At 64.6% G+C, this 18,146-nt stretch carries 19 protein-coding genes and 1 tRNA gene; 5 read left to right on the top strand and 15 right to left on the bottom strand.

Features of this window, described 5'->3' with window-relative positions; translation table 11 throughout:
* Positions 1-2 precede the first annotated feature (2 nt).
* The 13 genes from QU481_RS13590 to QU481_RS13530 form a co-directional block, all read right to left on the bottom strand.
* The gene (locus QU481_RS13590; RefSeq protein ID WP_289830565.1) at positions 3-452 is read right to left on the bottom strand and encodes a hypothetical protein; all 450 of its coding nucleotides are present in this window, start codon (positions 450-452) and stop codon (positions 3-5) included.
* Between the two features lie 13 nt (positions 453-465).
* Positions 466-1,560, bottom strand: a complete 1,095-nt coding sequence (locus QU481_RS13585) for a glycosyltransferase family 4 protein (RefSeq protein WP_289830564.1) — start codon at positions 1,558-1,560, stop codon at positions 466-468.
* Positions 1,557-2,639: a glycosyltransferase family 4 protein gene (locus QU481_RS13580; RefSeq protein WP_289830563.1), complete on the bottom strand. Its 1,083-nt coding sequence runs from the start codon at positions 2,637-2,639 to the stop codon at positions 1,557-1,559. Before QU481_RS13580 ends, QU481_RS13585 begins: the two co-directional genes overlap by 4 nt.
* A complete protein-coding gene (locus QU481_RS13575; RefSeq protein ID WP_289830562.1) occupies positions 2,632-3,207 on the bottom strand; it encodes an acyltransferase in 576 nt (191 codons plus the stop codon). The genes QU481_RS13580 and QU481_RS13575 overlap by 8 nt, the downstream gene beginning before the upstream one ends.
* Positions 3,204-4,478, bottom strand: a complete 1,275-nt coding sequence (locus QU481_RS13570; protein ID WP_289830561.1) for a lipopolysaccharide biosynthesis protein — start codon at positions 4,476-4,478, stop codon at positions 3,204-3,206. The genes QU481_RS13575 and QU481_RS13570 overlap by 4 nt, the downstream gene beginning before the upstream one ends.
* A 3-nt stretch (positions 4,479-4,481) precedes the next feature.
* Entirely contained in the window at positions 4,482-5,573 is a 1,092-nt protein-coding gene (locus tag QU481_RS13565; protein ID WP_289830560.1) for a DegT/DnrJ/EryC1/StrS family aminotransferase, read from the bottom strand.
* Between the two features lie 176 nt (positions 5,574-5,749).
* Entirely contained in the window at positions 5,750-6,334 is a 585-nt protein-coding gene (locus QU481_RS13560; RefSeq protein ID WP_289830559.1) for an acyltransferase, read from the bottom strand.
* 58 nt (positions 6,335-6,392) lie between these two features.
* Complete coding sequence (locus tag QU481_RS13555; RefSeq protein WP_289830558.1) at positions 6,393-7,457, bottom strand: Gfo/Idh/MocA family protein; 1,065 nt, start codon at positions 7,455-7,457, stop codon at positions 6,393-6,395.
* Positions 7,458-7,518: 61 nt separating this feature from the next.
* Positions 7,519-8,823 carry a nucleotide sugar dehydrogenase gene (locus QU481_RS13550; RefSeq protein ID WP_289830589.1) on the bottom strand — a complete coding sequence of 435 codons (1,305 nt, stop codon included), beginning with the start codon at positions 8,821-8,823 and terminating at the stop codon, positions 7,519-7,521.
* 229 nt (positions 8,824-9,052) lie between these two features.
* Complete coding sequence (locus QU481_RS13545; RefSeq protein WP_289830557.1) at positions 9,053-9,853, bottom strand: polyamine aminopropyltransferase; 801 nt, start codon at positions 9,851-9,853, stop codon at positions 9,053-9,055.
* Complete coding sequence (gene ttcA / locus QU481_RS13540; protein ID WP_289830556.1) at positions 9,843-10,808, bottom strand: tRNA 2-thiocytidine(32) synthetase TtcA; 966 nt, start codon at positions 10,806-10,808, stop codon at positions 9,843-9,845. Before ttcA ends, QU481_RS13545 begins: the two co-directional genes overlap by 11 nt.
* A 143-nt stretch (positions 10,809-10,951) precedes the next feature.
* Positions 10,952-11,692 (bottom strand): pteridine reductase, encoded by a 741-nt coding sequence (locus tag QU481_RS13535; RefSeq protein ID WP_289830555.1) that lies wholly within the window; start codon positions 11,690-11,692, stop codon positions 10,952-10,954.
* A 19-nt stretch (positions 11,693-11,711) separates the two neighbouring features.
* Entirely contained in the window at positions 11,712-12,224 is a 513-nt protein-coding gene (locus QU481_RS13530) for a hypothetical protein (protein WP_289830554.1), read from the bottom strand.
* A 60-nt stretch (positions 12,225-12,284) separates the two neighbouring features.
* On the opposite strand from QU481_RS13530, the gene QU481_RS13525 reads away from it, so the two are divergent.
* The 4 genes from QU481_RS13525 to QU481_RS13510 all read left to right on the top strand — a co-directional run bounded on the left by QU481_RS13525 (position 12,285) and on the right by QU481_RS13510 (position 16,377).
* On the top strand, positions 12,285-13,436 hold the full coding sequence (locus QU481_RS13525) for a class I SAM-dependent methyltransferase (protein ID WP_289830553.1): 1,152 nt from the start codon (positions 12,285-12,287) through the stop codon (positions 13,434-13,436).
* 109 nt (positions 13,437-13,545) lie between these two features.
* Positions 13,546-13,622, top strand: a tRNA-Met gene (locus tag QU481_RS13520).
* Positions 13,623-15,034: 1,412 nt separating this feature from the next.
* Positions 15,035-15,430: a hypothetical protein gene (locus QU481_RS13515; RefSeq protein WP_289830552.1), complete on the top strand. Its 396-nt coding sequence runs from the start codon at positions 15,035-15,037 to the stop codon at positions 15,428-15,430.
* A gap of 266 nt (positions 15,431-15,696) precedes the next feature.
* On the top strand, positions 15,697-16,377 hold the full coding sequence (locus tag QU481_RS13510) for a HugZ family pyridoxamine 5'-phosphate oxidase (RefSeq protein WP_289830551.1): 681 nt from the start codon (positions 15,697-15,699) through the stop codon (positions 16,375-16,377).
* Positions 16,378-16,407: 30 nt separating this feature from the next.
* Here the strand turns inward: QU481_RS13510 and QU481_RS13505 are convergent, their stop codons facing one another.
* Positions 16,408-16,608 (bottom strand): DUF2905 domain-containing protein, encoded by a 201-nt coding sequence (locus tag QU481_RS13505; protein ID WP_289830550.1) that lies wholly within the window; start codon positions 16,606-16,608, stop codon positions 16,408-16,410.
* A gap of 595 nt (positions 16,609-17,203) precedes the next feature.
* Here QU481_RS13505 and QU481_RS13500 point away from each other — a divergent pair.
* Positions 17,204-17,836, top strand: coding sequence for a LysE family translocator (locus tag QU481_RS13500; protein WP_289830549.1), 633 nt, complete (start codon positions 17,204-17,206; stop codon positions 17,834-17,836).
* A gap of 69 nt (positions 17,837-17,905) precedes the next feature.
* On the opposite strand, the gene QU481_RS13495 is transcribed toward QU481_RS13500, so the two are convergent.
* Entirely contained in the window at positions 17,906-18,034 is a 129-nt protein-coding gene (locus QU481_RS13495) for a hypothetical protein (protein ID WP_289830548.1), read from the bottom strand.
* Positions 18,035-18,146 lie beyond the last annotated feature (112 nt).

The following is an 18,146-nucleotide window of genomic DNA, read 5'->3' as shown; positions in this document are numbered from 1 at the left end:
GCCTATCCCTTTTGCTGCAGATGCAGCTGATAATTTTTTTCGAGACGGCGCCAGGTCGACCAGATGGTCCACACCCCGGGCATCGCCAGATATAACAGTGGCACGAGCCAGCCGACCGGGCTCGTCGCACCCGGCATCGGCAGCCGCAGTTGCTGCACCCCCACGAGGAACAGCATGCCCGGCAGCAACATTGCCAACACGCAATGGCGCAGCATAAAGCGCGACAGGCCCGCCGCCCGCACCGCGGGCCAGCGCTCGATGTGCTGGCCCTCGAAAGCGCGCAGGCGCTGTGCCCCGCGGCTCAGCCAGGCGACCAGCCCCAGACATAGCGCCAGCCCGGCGACGCCGGCCGCCCAGCCCGGTCGCAGCACCGGCAGGACCAACACGAACAACAGCACGGCCAGCGCCACCGTCAGCGCCGGCTGCCATCGCGATTGCTGCCAGATCTTCATGCGTGGGACTTTCTCACAGCTGCGCGTAGAGCCGCACGAGCTTGTCCGCCTCGGCCGCCCACGAATATTTGTTCAGTACCGCTTTCTTGCCGGCCTCTCCCATCGCGTAGGCGCGTTCCTCGTTGGCCAACAGTTCGCGGATCGCCGTGGCAATCGCCGCCGGGTCCTGCGGGTCAACCAAGAGGCCGCAGCCGGCGTCGTCGACGATGGCACGCCACACCGGAAAGTCGCTGGCGATCACCGGCATGCCGGCGGCCATGTATTCGAACAGTTTGATCGGTAGTGCATCGACATAGTTCGGCGTCGGAAACAACGTCACCAAGCCCACCTTGGAGCGCGCCAGCACGTCGGCCACGCCGGCGCGGTCGAGCACGCCCAGGTCGTTGACGCGCGCCCAGCCCTCGCTCGGCAGCAGTTTCTGCTTCAGGTCGCTCTCGCTCCACGGCCCGGCCAGGTTCAGCCGCGCGCCGGAATCGGGCAGCGCCGCGACGATCGGCTCGATGCCGCGGATGCGCGAGATGCCGCCGATGTAGCACACTTCGTTGCGGCGCGCCTCCCACGGCGTGTCCCGCACCAGTTCTTCCAGGATCGGGAAGTTGCAGATGTCGACCACCCGCTGATTCAGCGGGCGGAAGCGCTCGCGGATGTGCGGGGTGGAGGTGACGATGGCGTCGAAACGGCGCACCGCGAAGTCTTCCAGCTTCTCGAAGGTGCCGGACACTGTCGGCCGCAGCACGCCGGGAATCCAATGCTTGGCCAGGATCTGGCGCGGCACGTCTTCGTGCACGTCGTACACCACCTTGATGCCGGCCTTCTTCAGCCGCAGTGCCGCCGGGATCAGCTCCGGGTCGTGGAAATGCGCGACATCGGGCTTCAGCGCCAGCGCCGCGTCCATTACCCGGCGCACCGTGCCAGTCATCCGCGACAACCGTCCGCCCGACTTCGGCCCAACGTCGTGGATATGCACGCCGCGGTTGATCTCGTTGCCCAGACCGTCGGCGACGATCAGCGTCACCTCGTGGCCGGCGGCAGCGAGCGACGCGCATTCCTTCACGAAGATGCGGATGTCGTGGCGCGGATGGGCGCTGGTCAAATGGGCGATTTTCATGGTTTTTGCAGCAATTCGGAGTAAAGGGCGGCAAAGGCCGCCATATTGTCGGCGTGCAAGGCCTTGTCGGCAACGAGGCCGCGATTGAGCGTGGCGATGCGCGCGAGCCGCTCGTCGTCGGCCGCGTCACGCATCGCCCGCGCCATATCGTCGCCGAGCCGGCTCACGTCCTCGGCGATGCGGCCGTTCAGGCCGTCGATCGCCCATTCCAGGTTGGCCGGCAGATTGGACAACAGTGGCAGGCAGCCGTGGCCCATCGCTTCCAACAGGCTGATGCTGGTCGCGTCCGATTCCGGCACGCTGACGAACACCCGGCTGTCGCGGTAGAGCTGTCCCAGCACGTCGCTGGCCACGAAGCCGGTGAAGGTGACGCGTGTCAGGCCCAGCCGTTCGGCCAGCGCTTTCAGTGCGTCGGTCTCGCTGCCGCTGGCGGCGACGGTGAGCGACCAATCGGCGAACTCCGGCTGCGCCTCGATCGCCGCCCAGCCCTTGAGGATCGCGTCGATGCGATAGAGCGGCTTGTGCAGCCGGCAGGACAACACCTTCTTCGGCTTGGCGGCGACGTCGGGTTCCGGCGGCAGGCTATCGATGCCGTAGTTGAGCACCGCCAGCCGCTTCACCGGCGCCAGTTCGCGAATCCTCGCCGCCATGTACAGCGAGTCGGAGGTGATCAGGTCGGCCGCGGCGAGGTTGGCCTTCACCATCCGCGCCATCAGCGCATTCTGGTTCGGCAACAACAGCACGTCCGAGCCCCAGGCGGTCAGCGCCAACGGAATGCCGAGTCCACGCAAACCGCGGCTGGCGTGCCAGGCAACGCTGTTGGCCTGGTGCACGTGGGCAAGGTCCGGCTGGATCTGCTGCACCCAGGCTCTCAGTTTCGCCGCGCTGCCGAGCGCCGCTAAGCGAAAGTCCAGCTTCAGCGTGCCGGCCAGGTTGGCCGGACGGCGCTCGGCCGGCACCTCGCCGTTGCAGGCCAGATACACCTCGCGCGCATGCGGGGCGATGCCCGTCAGGTAGCGCCAGGTGTGCACGGAGGCGGAGCCGATAATCAGCAGTTTGTCGACGACGGGTTCAGTCACGCTCGGCCCACGCTTGGTAATGAGGTTGCAGTTCCGGGTGTTCGGCCAACCACTTGGCGTCGCCCTCGCGGGTATCGCCGACCACGCGGGCCGGATTTCCGGCGATGATCGCGAAATCGGGATAGCTGCCCGCCTCGACGAAGCTGTAGGCGGCCACGATCGAGCCCTTTCCGATCGCCACGCCCGGCATCAGCACCGAGTGCGGGCCGATGAAGCTGTAGCGGCCGATCACGCTCGGCTTCTTCAGATAGCCGACATGGTCGCGGTGTTCCAGGTAGGCGTCGCCGTACAGGCGGATCGCCACGTGGCTGGAGTGGGTCAACAGCGACACGTAGTTGGTGATCTGGCATCCGGCGCCGATGGACAAGCCGCCCGAGGCGTCGATCAGGCTGAAGTGGCCGATGTAGACATTGTCCTCGATGTCGAGCCGCGCCAGCGTCTCCACCCGGGTCATATTGCTGATGCGCACCCGGTGCAACCTTTGTCCATCGTGGCGGGTAAAGCCCACGACCATGCGCGGCCCGATCAGGCCAGACAGGCGGTGGGTGATCTTGGTCCAGAGACTCATGGCTGTTGAACGGCCCGGTAGAGCCAGTAGAAGTAGACGAGGAAGTACACCACCATCACCGCCGACACCAAGCCGAACGCGGCGGTGACGCTGCCCCACAGCGCAAAACCGGCCCACAAGCTGCCTAGGAACAAGGCGTTGCCGACGAGGGTGAACACGAAGGCGGTGCGCTGACGCTGGATCACCAGCGGGATCATCCCCAGCGGCGACGCGATGAAATGGCACAGGATGTACGGCGCCAGCATCGACGCCATCGCCCCGGCCGGGCGCCAGCTCGCGCCGAACACCAGGCCGAACAGCGGTTCGCCCCACAGCAGGATCACCACGAACGGCGGCACCGCCAGCGCCATCAGCACGGCGACGGTCTTGCGGTACAGCGGCAGCAGCGACAGGCCGGCGTTCTTGGCCGCGGCGAAGTCGCGGAACGCCACCTGGCCGACCGCCTGGCCGATCAGCGCCGCCGGTAGCTTTAGCACCCGCATCATCAGCCCATACAGACCCACCGTCACCGAACCAGACAGCATGGTCAGCAGCGTCACCGTCAGGGTGTCGAGCAGCGCGGCGACGAAGGCGTTCGGCGCGTTGACGCGCGGAAATTCCACATAGGCGCGCGCCTCGGCGGCCATGCCGTCGCGGCTGACTTGGTGTCGCCAGCCGAAGCGCTGCCTCACGTCCTGCCAAGCCTGCGCCGCTAGCGACGCCGCCTGGCCGGCCAGTTGGCCGAACACCAGCCCGCCCGCCCCGGCGCCAGCAAAACCGAGACCGAGCTGCACGCCGGTGCTACCGATCGCTTGGGCGATCCGTCCGCCGGCATTGGCCTGGTAGCGCTGCAGCCGGTTGTTCCAGTTGGTCCATGCCTGCATCAGGCCGGCCAGCAGCACCGACAGCGGCAAGAGCAGCAGCCACGGCGCGAGCTTAGGAGCACCGGCCTTGGCCGCCAGCCACTGGTGGCCGGGCCAGAACAGCAGCGCGCACAGCACCGACAGGCCCAGCGCGATGGTCAGCGACAACCCCATCAGGTTGGCAGAGCGACGGTCGTCGTCGGGCAGCACGATGGCCAACTCGTAACGGCCGGTGGCCAGCACCGCCAGGTTGGACAGCCAGGCGACATACACCGCCAGCACGCCGAACTCGGCCGGGTGGTAGAGCCGGGTCAACAGCGGCGACGCGAGCAGCGGCAGGAACTGCGCGAGCGCGGCCCCGCCGGCCAGCGTCGCGACATTGCGCGCGAAGCCGCTGCCGGCCAGGTTTTTCAGGCGAACGAGCAGCAACGATCAGGCCAGCGCTTGTTTCACCGCCGCGACGACCTGGTCCTGCGTCGCCTCGTCGAGGAAGGGGTGCATCGGCAGGCTCATCACCCGGCGCGCGGCGGCCTCGGCATGCGGGAAGCTGCCGACCGGCTGGTTCAGGTGCGCGAAGGCCGGCTGCAGGTTCAGCGGCACCGGGTAGTGCACCGCAGTCGGCACACCCTGCTCCTTCAGCGCGGCCTGCACCGCTTCGCGGCCATCGATCTCGATGGTGTACTGGGCGTACACGCTGTTGCAGCCCTCTGCCAGCGCCGGCACGCGCGCCACGTCCTTCAACAGTTCCGAGTAACGCGCGCCGATGCGTTCACGCGCGGCGACCTCGTCGGCGAAGCTCGGCAGCTTGGCCAGCAGCACTGCGGCCTGGAGGGTGTCGAGACGACCGTTCAGGCCGATGATCGGGTGGTGGTAGCGGCGGTCCTGGCCGTGCGAACGGATCTGGCGGATGGTCTTGGCCAGCTCGTCGTCATCGGTGAACAACGCGCCGCCGTCGCCGTAGCAACCCAACGGCTTGGACGGGAAGAAGCTGGTGCTGCCGATGGTCGACAGCGCGCCGGACTTCCGGCCCTTGTACGTCGCGCCGAAGCTCTGCGCGCCGTCCTCGATCACCGCCAGATTGTGCTTGGCGGCGATCGCGTTGATCGTGTCGAAGTCGGCGCACTGGCCGTACAGGCTCACCGGCATGATCGCGCGGGTCTTCGGCGTGATCGCCGCTTCTATGAGATTGGGGTCGAGGTTGTAGGTAGCCGGGTCGATGTCGACGAACACCGGCTTGGCGCCGAGCAGCGCGATCATCTCGCCGGTGGCGATAAAGGTGAACGGGGTCGTGATCACCTCATCGCCCGGCTGGATGCCGATCGCCATCAGCGCGATCTGCAAGGCGGTGGTGCCATCGGACACGCCGATCGCGTGCTTCACGCCGACATAAGCCGCCAGCTGAGCCTCCAGCTCGGCCACTTCCGGGCCCATGATGTACTGGCCGTGGTCGAGCACCGCATGGATGCGCGCGTCGATGTCGGCTTTCAGATGCTGGTATTGCGACTTCAGGTCGATGAAATTCATGGGCTAGTCCACTCTTTCGGCCAACATGGCCGCTGTGCGCCGGATCGGCGCCCTCTTCCCGCCCGGGCCGGACACCCCAGTCGGGGCCCGCGGGCATTGAACGGAAAACGGCGAAGCCCCGCCATGCAGGCACTCCGCCAACTGATTCGAACCGGGCTTGCGGCCCGGTGCTGCGTTTACTCGGCGTCCGGACCGAGCGGCGTGCAGTGGTTGCCGCCGATCTCGTAACGCTGGCCGCAGGCCGAACAGCAGTGCACGTCGATCTGCTCGGGCAGCCGCTCGCCACAGGCACACATCCAGCCGATGCGCCGCGCCGGCGTGCCGGCCATCAGCGCATAGGCCGGCACGTCGCGGGTCACCACCGCGCCGGCGCCGATGAAGGCGTACTCGCCGATCTCGTGACCGCAGACGATGGTGGCGTTGGCACCGATCGACGCACCGCGGCGCACGATGGTGCGGCGGTATTCGTGCTTGCGCACCACGTGGCTGCGCGGGTTGTTGACGTTGGTGAACACCATCGACGGGCCACAGAAAACGTCGTCTTCCAGCGTCACCGCGTCGTAGATCGACACATTGTTCTGCACCTTGACGTTGTTGCCGATCAGCACGTCGTTGCCGACGTAGACGTTCTGGCCGAACGAGCAGCGTTCGCCGATGGTGGCACCAGCGCTGATGTGCACCCAATGCCAGACGCGGGTGCCGGCTCCCAGGGTGGCGCCGTCGTCGACGATGGCGGTGGGGTGAATCGTGATATCGCTCATGGCAGACTCGTCGCAGTAGTGGATCGGGCCGCCCGGACACACCGGGCGGCACAGCAGATTAATAGTCGAGCGGCAGGCTGACGCGGCGGCCGTCGCGGGCCGACAGGTACATCGCAATCAAGAGCTCCAGCGACTTCAGGCCCTCGCGGCCATCGGTCTCTGGGTCGGCTTCGCCGCGCATCACCTTGATCACGTTGTCGTAGTAGAGCGGGTGGCCGAAACCGTAGACGCTGGTAGTGGCGTAGCTGGCTGCCTTGATCTCCTCGTCCATCTCATGCGGCTCGGCGAACTCCCAGTGCTGGATCTCGTTGACCGCCATGCCGCCGACGCGGATCGAGCCCTTCTCGCCGAGGATGGTGATCGAGCCTTCCAGATTCTTCGGGTAGGTCAGCATGGTCACGTTCATGCTGCCAAGCGCGCCCGAGCGCCACTTGACGCTGACCACGCCGGTGTCTTCCACCTCGATATTGCGCTCCAGCGTGGCGGTGTAGGCCTGCACACTCTCCACCGGGCCGATCAGCCAGTCGAGCAGGTCGACATAGTGGCTGGCCTGGTTCATGAAGGCGCCGCCGTCGAACTCCCAGGTGCCGCGCCAGTCGGCCGCGTCGTAATAGGACTGCGGGCGGGTCCAGAACACGTTGACGTTGACCATGTAGATGCGGCCGAAGCGGCCCGCTTCCATCGCGCGCTTGAGCAGCTGCAGGGTCGCGTTGCGGCGATTCTGCTTCACCACGAACAGACGGCGGCCGGCCTTGTCGGCCGCCTCGACCATGCGCAGGCCGTCCTGCCAGCGCGTCGCCATCGGCTTCTCGGTCATCACGTGGAAACCGGCTTCCGAGCAGGCAATGCTCTGGTTCGGGTGCAGGCCGGACGGGGTGGTCAGGATGACGATGTCGGCATCGCTGCTGGCCAAGAGCGAGGCCAGATTGGTGTGACCGCGCGCGCCTGTGCGCTCGACCGCGGCTTGCAGCGCCACCGGGTCGACGTCACAGACGTCGACGATCTCGGCACGGTCGGCGTGCGCTTCCAGCGCGCCGAAGTGATTGTTGGCGATGCGGCCACAGCCGACCAGCGCGAAGCGAATCTTGCGGTCGGTGATCGGGGAGTGTTGGGGGACGAGCATGGGACGGAGATCCTTGTGAGCCGCCCCGGCCGGGCCGGGGCGACGAATCAGACGGCAGCGATCAGGCCTTGACCACGTTGGCGCGCGGCGTCAGGTACTTGCCGCGGCTGTCGACCAGCAGTTGGGCGTGTTCGGCCAACAGGGCGTAGTCGAACTTGTCGTGATCGGTGGCGAGCAGCACGCAGTCGTAGCTGGCGATACTCTCGGCGGTCAGCGCCACGCTCGCCAGATCGAAGTGATGCTCGCGCATCTTCGGGAATACCGGCACGTGCGGGTCGCTGTACGCCACTTCGGCACCTAGGTCGCGCAGCTTCTCCATCAGGAACACCGACGGGCTCTCGCGCATGTCGTCGACGTTCTTCTTGTAGGCGATGCCCAGCACCAGCACGCGGCTGCCGTTGATCGCCTTCTTGCGAGTATTGAGCGCCGAGGCCACCTTGCTGACCACCCAGTCCGGCATATTGCTGTTCACCTCGCCGGCCAGCTCGATGAAGCGGGTGTTCACGCCGTATTCGCGCGCCTTCCAGGTCAGGTAGAACGGGTCGATCGGGATGCAGTGGCCGCCCAGGCCCGGGCCCGGGTAGTACGGCACGAAGCCGAACGGTTTGGTGGCGGCAGCGCGGATCACCTCGTGGATGTCGATGCCCATCTTGTCGGCGACGATCTTCATCTCGTTGACGAGACCAATGTTCACCGCGCGGTGGATGTTCTCCAAGAGCTTGGTCATCTCGGCGGCGCGGGTCGACGACACCGGCACCACCTGGTCGATCACCGCGCTGTACAGCGCCACGCCGATTTCCTGGCAGGCCTCGGTGACGCCGCCACATACCTTCGGGATGGTGCGGGTGGTGAAGTTCGGGTTGCCCGGGTCCTCGCGCTCCGGCGAGAACACCAAAAAGGCGTTCTCGCCCACCTTGAAGCCGCGCGACTCGATGCGCGGCAGCAGTTCCTCGTCGGTGGTGCCCGGGTAGGTGGTGGACTCCAACGACACCAGATGGCCTTCGCGCAGGTACGGCACCAGGCTGTCCATGGTGTCGAGCACGAAGGACAGGTCCGGCTCGCGGTACTTGTTCAGCGGGGTCGGCACGCACAGGATCAGCGTGTCGGCTTCCGGTGCGCGGCTGAAGTCGGTGGTCGCCTCGAAGCCACGCTCGCGCGCTTCGACGATGCTGTCGGCGCTGATGTGCTCGATGTAGGAACGGCCGGCGCTCAGCGCGTCGACCTTGCTCTGGTCGATGTCGAAGCCGAGCACCTTGTAGCCCACTTCGGCGAAGCGCAGCATCAGCGGCAGGCCGACATAGCCCAGCCCGACGATGCCGATGACGGCGGATTTGTCCGCCACTTTCTGGAGCAGTTGCTGTTTGATCACGATCACGATCCAAAGCTTGAGAATGTCGTGGCAGCGCGCGGGTAGCGCCCACTGCCGATATCATGTCCGGGCTGGCGACGCGAAGCGCCGGCAGCGGCCCGCTGGCGGCCGGTGTAGTGGTTTCGGCCAAACTTGACGCTGTTCTGCCGCAAACCGACGCACTGCCGCGCGATTGTCGGCGATTATACGCCTCGCCCCGCGCGGCGCGGTGCCGATGTACGAATCGTTACACCGTCAGGCGGTTGGCCGAATGCAGGTTGTTCGACTTGAGCCTGCCGACGAAGTCGCCGAATTCCAGACCGAAGCGCGCCTCCAGTTGTTCCGCGCGCTTGGCGAGCGCATCGAGCCGCACCGGGCTCGGCGAGTTCTTGAACGCCATCACCGCCACGTTGCCGTGCGTCGACGCCGGCAGCTCCAGCACCCGCCCCTCGAACACCGACAGCAGTCGCTCCAGGAAGCTCACGTAACGGATGTCGCCGCTCCACCAATTGGTGACGAACACGCCGTCCGGTGTCAGTGCGCGCTTGCAGTCCTCGAAGAATTCCTCGGTGGTCAGCGCATCGACGATCTGGAAACCGTCGAAACCGTCGACCAGGATCGCGTCGGTCGACTCGCGCAGCACCTTCACATAGTCGGCGCCGTCGCCCTCGACGATCTCAAAGCGCTCGCCCTCTTCCGGCAGCTCGAAGAACGCTCGCGCCACCGCGATCACCTGCGGGTTGATGTCCACCGCCACGCTCTTGGCGTCGCGCAGGTAGAAGTCGATCCAGCGCGCGAACGAACCGCCGCCGAGGCCGATCTGCAGAATATGCTGGGGCGCGTCGTTGAACAGCAGCCAGCCCATCATCGAGCGGCTGTACGACAGCACCAACCGCTCCGGATCGTCGATGTCCATCGAGCTTTGCACCGTCTCGCTACCGAGGTGCAGCGAGCGGATGTTGTCGACCTCGGAAATCTCCACCTCGGGCAGCGCGTCCTGCCCCTGGCGCACCCGGCGCCGGAACGGATGTCTCGCCTTACCTGCCACAGGTCTGCTCCCCAACGATCGTCGAAGGCTTACGCGAATCGAGGATGCTGATGCCGCGTAGCGCATCAGCACCTTCCGGCTGCGGATCGCGGAATTCTTCCTTGTCGAAGGCGATGTCGCCACCGGCCTCCGGCACCGCGCCGGTCTTCAAACCCGCAAAGTCGAACAGCTCGGTGTCCGCCAGATGCGACGGCACGACATTCTGCATCGCACGGAACATCGTCTCGACACGCCCCGGGAAGCGCTTGTCCCAGTCGTTGATCATCTCCTTGATCACCTGGCGCTGCAGGTTCGGCTGCGAGCCGCACAGATTGCACGGGATGATAGGGAACTGCTTGATCGCGGCATAGCGTTCGATATCCTTCTCGCGGCAGTAAGCCAGCGGGCGGATCACCATATGCTTGCCGTCATCCGACACCAGCTTCGGCGGCATGCCCTTGAGCTTGCCGCCGTAGAACATGTTGAGGAACAGCGTCTGCAGGATGTCGTCGCGGTGGTGGCCCAGCGCGATCTTGGTCGCGCCCAGCTCGTCGGCGACGCGGTACAGGATGCCGCGGCGCAGCCGCGAACACAGTGCACAGGTGGTCTTGCCCTCTTCCACCACGCGTTTGACGATGGAGTAGGTGTCCTCCTCGACGATGCGGTACTCGATGCCGAGCTCAGTCAGATAGGTCGGCAGCACGTGCTCGGGAAAGCCCGGCTGCTTCTGGTCCAGGTTCACCGCCACGATCGAGAAGTCGATCGGCGCCGACTTCTGCAGGCCGAGCAGGATGTCGAGCATGGCATAGCTGTCCTTGCCGCCGGACAGGCAGACCATGATGCGGTCGCCCTGCTCGATCATGTTGAAATCGTTGATGGCGTCGCCGACATGGTGGCGCAGCCGCTTGGCGAGCTTGTTCGCCTCGAAGAGTTCCTTTTTGGCCTTGGGATCAAGACCTTGTTCGGTGTCGTGCATGGGGTGCGGCTAAGAATTTGAAAAACAGGCGATTTTAGCGCAAAGCGGCGCCGATTTCAGCCCGCGTGCAAAAACGCCGCCCGGCGGCGAAGCGCGGGCGGCGCGGGCGGCCGACGTTGGCCAAAAGCGGCGGCGTGACGCGGCTACAGCACCACGCTGCGCCCGCCGTCCACCGCAATGATCTGTCCGGTGATGTAAGGCGCATCGTCGAGCAGGAAACGCACGGTGCGGGCGATGTCGTCTGGTGTTCCGGTGCGCTGCAGCGGAATGCTCGCCTCGATCTCCGTCCGAAGCTTGGAGTCGAAGAACGAATCGCCCTCCGGCCAGACGTTGCTGCCCGGCGCCACGCCGTTGACACGCACCTTCGGCGCCAGCTCGATCGCCAGCGAGCGGATCAGCTGCGCGTGGCCGGCCTTCGCAAGGTTATAGACCAGGTGTGATTTCATCGGCCGCTCGGCATGGATGTCGACGATGCCGACGATGGCACCGCCGCAGGCCGCCAGATGCGGTGCGGCCGCCTGGGCGAGAAACAACGGCGCCTTCAAGTTCGAACCCATCAGGTCATGCCACGCCGCCTCGGTCACCTCCCCGACCTCGGTCGGAAAGAAGCTCGATGCATTGTTGACCAGCGCATCCAGCCGACCGAACGCCGCCACCGTCGCGTCGACCAGCCCCGGCAAACGTTCATTGTCGAGCAGGTCAGCCTGCAACACCATGGTCGAGCCGGCGCGCTGCGCGTTCAGCTGTTCGGCCAAGTCATCGGCCTCGGCGCGCGAGCCTCGGCAGTGCAGCGCCAGCCGCCAGCCGTGCTCATGCAGATGCCGGGCAATGCCGGCGCCGACGCGTCTTGCCGCGCCGGTGATCAAAACCACCTTGTCGTGCATGGGCAATCCTCGTCGTGGGTTAGTTATTCGCGTCCAGGCAAGGCTGCAACACCTCGAGCAGCGTCGCGTGGTTGGCTGGCAGTTCGACCCACAGCCGGTAACGGTTGCCGCTCCCCCTGGCCGGCTTCACCGATAACGCCAGCAACCGCGCCTTGATCGCCCGCGCCAGCAGCGCCGGCGGCAACGTCACCTCCCAGTGGAAGTGGTCGCTGTCGACATGCCAGCCGCTAACATTGACCGGGGTAAACTTGCCGTCCAGACCAATTGCCGCGAGCTTGTATTTCTCGCCAGCCGCACCCCGCCCCTCGAAAGCCCCCAGATCGAAGCTGCTGGATGCAGGCACCTCCAGCGCCAGCACCGGCTGGCCGGCGTCGGCGCGGCACGACCACAGCACATCGGTGCTGCCCGAGCGGATCCAGGCCGTCTCCAAGGCGTTGTCGGCGTACGGGCTGCTGACCTGCCAGTCAGCAGCATGGGCAATGCCAGTCAGCAGCGCCGCCAGCACCAAGGCTGCGCCATGCATCTTCTTCATTCTTCTCAACCTCGACGAATTCATCGACAATTCGCGCCAGAGTATAACGGTTTACCTCCAATGAGCACCCTTCCCTCCCCGTCCGCCGATGCACTGGCCGCAAGCCAGGCACTCTCTCGCCACATCGCCGACCAGATCGCCGCCCATGACGGCTGGCTGCCGTTTTCGCGCTATATGGAACTGGCGCTGTACACGCCGGGCCTGGGCTACTACGCCGGTGGCAGCCGCAAGTTCGGCGCGGCCGGCGACTTCGTCACCGCCCCGGAGCTGACCCCGCTGTTCGCGCGCACCGTAGCGCGCCAGCTGGCCGAACTGCTGCCGCACACCGCCGGCATCGTCTACGAGTTCGGCGCCGGCACCGGCATGCTCGCCGCCGACCTGCTCGCCGCGCTCGACGCACTCGGCGTACCGCCTGCGCGCTACTGCATCGTCGACCTGTCGCCCGAGCTGATCGAGCGCCAGCGTCAAACCTTGGCCGAACGGGTGCCGCACTGGCTCGATCGGGTCGAGTGGCTCGTCGAACTACCGACCGAGCTCGACGGCGTGGTGATCGGCAACGAAGTGCTCGACGCCATGCCTTGCGAACTGCTGCGCTGGGACGGCGCGCCGCTGCAACGCGGCGTCACCGTGCGCGATGGCGCGTTCGCCTGGGAAGACCGCCCGATCGTCGACGCCGCCTTGCAGAGGCTGGCCGATACGGTGTTCCCGCCGCTGTCCGGCTACACCAGCGAAATCAGCCTGGCCAACCGTGGATTCATTACCCTGCTGGCCGAACGGCTGGTACGCGGCGCCATCCTGCTGATCGACTACGGCTTCCCGCGCGCCGAGTACTACCACCCGCAGCGCCACATGGGCACGCTGATCGGCCACTACCGCCACCACACCGTCGACGACCCGTTCTATCTGCCCGGCCTGATGGACCTGACCTGCCACGTCGACTTCACCCTGATCGCCGAAGCCGGCCTCGACGCCGGCCTCGACCTGATCGGCTACACCACCCAGGCGCAGTTCCTGATCAACGCCGGCCTCACCGCCGAACTGGCCGCCCTCGACATCGACGACCACGCCACTTACCTGCCCATGGCCAACGCGGTGCAGAAACTGACCAACCCGGCCGAGATGGGCGAGCTGTTCAAGGTGATCGGCTTCGGCCGCAACGTGCCGATCGACTGGATCGGCTTCACCCAGGGCGACCGCTGCCACACTTTGTAGCAGAATGACATTTCACTGAAATGAAAAATTTTCGGCACAGGGTGTTGACAGCCAAAAAGCCGCCACGTATAGTTCGCTCCACTTCGCAGCGCCAAGCGCAGCGAGTAACGGCGAATTAGCTCAGTCGGTTAGAGCGACGGAATCATAATCCGCAGGTCCGGGGTTCGAGTCCCTGATTCGCCACCAGGATTTTAAGGGGTTACGTGCAAACGTAACCCCTTTTTCCGTTTCTGGGCTGAACAAAGGCTCAACACCAGCAAATGGCCCAGCTTTAGCGCTTACCAGCCTCTCCGTTGATTTATATGGCATGTCACACCCCCACGAAGCGGCCATATATTCCAATTATTTTTTCTTATCTTCGCGGCCTTGTGCATGTAGTCATCGCCAGATGAACCCGCGCAAGACTAGCTACCGCACCACCAAACCAGCCAACAACCGCAGCCTACAGTACCGGGCCAAGCTCACCATCTGGATGTCACCAGACACTCCTTGGCTGGGCAATAACCACCGGGTAGCAACTATCGGTTAGTGCGGTAAGCCAGGCTGGGCGGCATTTCCACTGACTTGCCGGCCCCTCATTGCCCAGTCAAATACCTCCGGGTACCAAAAGACGACTTCGCTTCGCGCTTTCCCTTTGGCGGACGAGGGGGGGCTGCGACCCCACTCCGATAGCGGGGGTCAACATTCAAGAATCCAGATGTTTAATACGACTGACCTGAGGGACGACGAAGCGGCCCAGCCATTTGACTGACGAATAGTTCTGTCAATCACCTTCAGGAAACTTTGCCTTTTCGTCCATGGAGAAGGCGAGGAATGACGCTAAGTCGATCTAGGCCGATTCAGCAAAGTCATTGTCATTATTATTGGAGAAGCATTATGGTTGATAGCTGCCCATTCGACTCCTGGCCGAACGTGCCAGCCACCCCGCCAGCCGACCCTTATCCAGATCGCTGAATCTGTTCTTGAGTGATGTCGCCGCCCAGGAAGCGAGCCGCCCCGGCCTCAAGCTCCGGGCGGCTTTGTTTTGTGTGGAGCGGGTTTATCAATTGAACTCGAGCACCCGCAGCTCATCGCCCTTCATGAATAGCCATTTGGTTTATTCCGACAAGGAACATTTCTCGCACTTTTAACGCAAGCATTCCACATGCTCGATCGCTGTACCTTGCGGGCCGGCAACAAGGTGCCATCGCTGGACTGGGCCTTGAGTGGAAGGCCGCCTTGAAAGCCGGCAAAGCGCTGGAACCGCTCGTCAGATTCCAGGCTAGACGGCTCGGCGCGCAACATTCATTTCACATTCAGCCTGCTAGAATCGACGCCTGATTTTATAGGCGATGATACAGATGCCTCCTGCTCCATTCCCCGATTTGGAGCTCGACCAGACAGCGACCGGACAAGAACCGTGCAGATGGGGACAAGGCTCAAGCATCCCCCTGGGCGAGGCGAGCGTCGACAAGACCGAGCTGAACAATTCGGCGACATCCGGCCCGAAGGACGTACAAAGGGGCTATCGCAGCCCCCGCACGATGATGAGACCAGCGCGGTAAAGCAACCGATTATAAAACCCGTAGCACGAACGCCCCCTCGTAAAAAATATGTCCTTGGCAAGAACGTTACTCGCTGCGGCGGCTCTCGCCGCCACACTCGGCCTGTCCGGCTGCGCCGGCATGCGTGACCCCTCTCTAGCGCAGCAAGAGGCGGCCGACTACGGCCATAAGCCCACGCAGCGCGAAGCAGCTGCCCTGATCCGAGGGCACTTGGCCAGCACGCTTCACGGCACTGCCTACCAGCTCAAGGGACTAAGCTCGATAACGCCGGCCTGGAGTCGGCACGACCTCACCGTGATCACCTACGGCTATCTCGCCTATTACAATGTCAACATCAAGAACAGCTCCGGTGCCTACGCCGGCATCCAACATCGTGCCGTCTTTATCCGCGATGGTCACATCATGAAGGAGCTGACGGTTCGCGACGGCGGCCGCCTGGAAGAGGGTTGAAAGGATTTAGCCAACCTTGGATACAGGTTGGCCGATTGGCGCGAAGAGCGCCCCTCTTGAAGCGGCACTCTCGCCGCTCGATCTAGAGGCTGGACTTAACGGGCGCTCAGCCAAGCCGCCAGATCCTGTGCCAGTGCGACCATGGTCATGGTCGGGTTCCACGAGCCGCTCGCCGGCACTGGACCGCACGCCAACGGCCCTCCTGATTGCCTTTCGCGGCGAAGCGGCTATGCTTTCGTCACCCCTGACGCCGTCCGGACACCGCCATGAAGATCCCGCCCAGCCATGTCATCGACCTGCTGCACACCGCCGCCCACGGCGCGTTAGCCAGCCATTCCCTGCACCTGCCCGGTTACCCGTTCGCCACCCTACTGCCCTTCGTGCCAGATGCCCAGCACCGGCCGCTGTTCCTGATCAGCCGTCTCGCCGAGCACACCCGCAACCTCGCCGCCGACCCGCGCGCCAGCCTGTTGGTGGCCGAGCCGGACGCCACCGATGTGCTCAGCAGCGCACGGCTGACCGTGGTGGGAGAAGTCCAGCCAGTCGGGGCCGATGCCATCATGACCGAGCGCTATCTGCGCTATTACCCCGAAGCAGCCGACTATCTCGCGCTTGGCGATTTCGCCTTCTACCGACTGGAGCCGCTGGCATGGCGGCTGATCGCCGGTTTCGGGCGGATGGGCTGGATCGAGGACAATGAACTGGGCCAGGCAGAGGTGCTCGTAGCGGAACAAGAAGCGGTGGAACTCTCCGCCCTCGCATCGCGTTTTCCCGATGCCCGCTGGCTGGGGCTCGATGCCTATGGCGCCGATCTGGAATATCGCGGCCAGCGACAGCGGCTATCGTTCCCGGCTCCCGCCGCCAATGCCGAAGCGCGCCAGCAGGCCGTCGCCGAGGCGCTCGTCACCGGGCTTGACGCCCACGCGGCTCAAGGGCCCCGGGAGTGAGCGCGGATGACGCCATCAGGCGCCACCGCTTCAGCGCCGAAAGATCCAGAGCAGCAGGGACAGCAGCAGAGAGATGGCGATGCACGTCACGATAGGAAAGTGGAAGCTGAATCCCGCCCTGACGATGTGAATGTCACCCGGCAGATGACCAAGCGGAAACTTTGACAGCCAAGGCCAGGCCACACCGACGATGACCAGCAGCAGCCCGACAATAACGAGGAAGCGTTGCATGGACAGAGACCGATCGATCCGATAAGCACCAGCGCTCATGAGCCCACATCGAGCTGGGCCGCAACGAGCAAGACAGTGGGCAACCATCACACGCCGACCATCAGATCAAGGTTAGCCGCCTGCGGCGATCTTGCCAGTTCCTTGTCTTTCGCAGGGCTTCGCGTGCCGTAGGCCTACATCTCGCCATGGATACGCTTGGCGACGCTGGCCTTCCCCGATAGCAGCGGCTTTTGGTCGACAAAAAAAATGGCGGCCATGGGGCCGCCGCTAAGCTTGGACACAAAGAAGGAGAAAAGCTGCACATACCATGGCACCGTGCAGAGGGGGATTCCGCGGGTGCCACCTGAACGGGTTCAGGACGACGGCAGGTACAAGCTCATTGTATCGGTCCGGCGCCAGGACTCCAGTGTAGAAGTGTTTACAGATGTTGCAGTGCGTCACAGTTTGTCACAGTGTGTGACGAGGTTTCTTATACTCCCGCACTGCGATAACGCCAAGTGATTGATAAGCCGGCAATCTCAGAAGGCCATAGGCCTGGGCAGCCATGCGCGCCGCGGCGTGCATGCTACACTCGCCTTTTCCCGAGGCCCCCGCCATGCCGGACATTTACACACTTGCGCTGTTCGCTTCCGCCTGCCTGGTGCTGGCTGCGACCCCCGGCCCGGACATGCTGCTGATCGCCTCGCGCAGCGTCAGCCAGGGCCGCGGCGCCGGCTTCGCCTCCCTGGCCGGCATCCAATTGGGCACCTACTGCCATGCCTTGGCCGCCGCTCTGGGGCTGTCACAGCTGTTTTTGCTGGTACCGGTCGCCTACGATGTGGTCCGCCTCGCCGGTGCCGCCTACCTGCTCTTCCTGGCTTGGAAAACCGTGCGAGCCGATGGCGTAGCCAGCACCCCTGATGGCGCATCGCCGCGCCTGCCGCTGGGGCGAGTGTTCCGCCAAGGGCTACTGACCAATCTGCTCAACCCCAAGATGGCGCTGTTCGTGCTGGCGCTGTTCCCGCAATTCGTCAAACCGGGCAGCAGCTCGCTGGTGCTGCAGATGCTGCTACTGGCTACCGTGCTGAACCTGGTCGGCCTGCTGGTGAACGGCCTGGTGATCCTGACCGCCAGCCGCCTGCGCCGCCTGGCATCGCCCAGCCTGCGTTATCACAAGCTGCCGCAGTACCTACTCGGTTCGGTATTCGCCGCACTGGCATGCCGACTAGCCTTCGCCTCGCGCCACTGAGCGCTCGTCCACGACAACACGGCCCGGTCATACCGGGCCGTGTTCGTTGAACGCTGCAGATCAAGCACGTCACCACCAGCCGGCCAGCCAAGCCGGCGGACTACAGCTTGAAGAACGCCCCCCGCTGCCGAGCCGTTCCACACCGTCCTGCAACGGCTCGGACACCTGGCTGCTGCGTTGCTGAATCTGGCCGATCATCTCGGCGATTTCCTAGGTGGGGTTGCCGGCAACATCAGCTTTTAGCCCATATAAATGGTTTTCCACTATCGATAACAGTGACATCGTCGCTCGCAAAACGACAACGGGCGCC

Origin of the sequence: Crenobacter oryzisoli, from assembly GCF_030385785.1 — a bacterium.
GTDB lineage: Bacteria > Pseudomonadota > Gammaproteobacteria > Burkholderiales > Chromobacteriaceae > Crenobacter_A > Crenobacter_A oryzisoli.
This window is presented reverse-complemented; position numbering and strand designations above follow the sequence as displayed.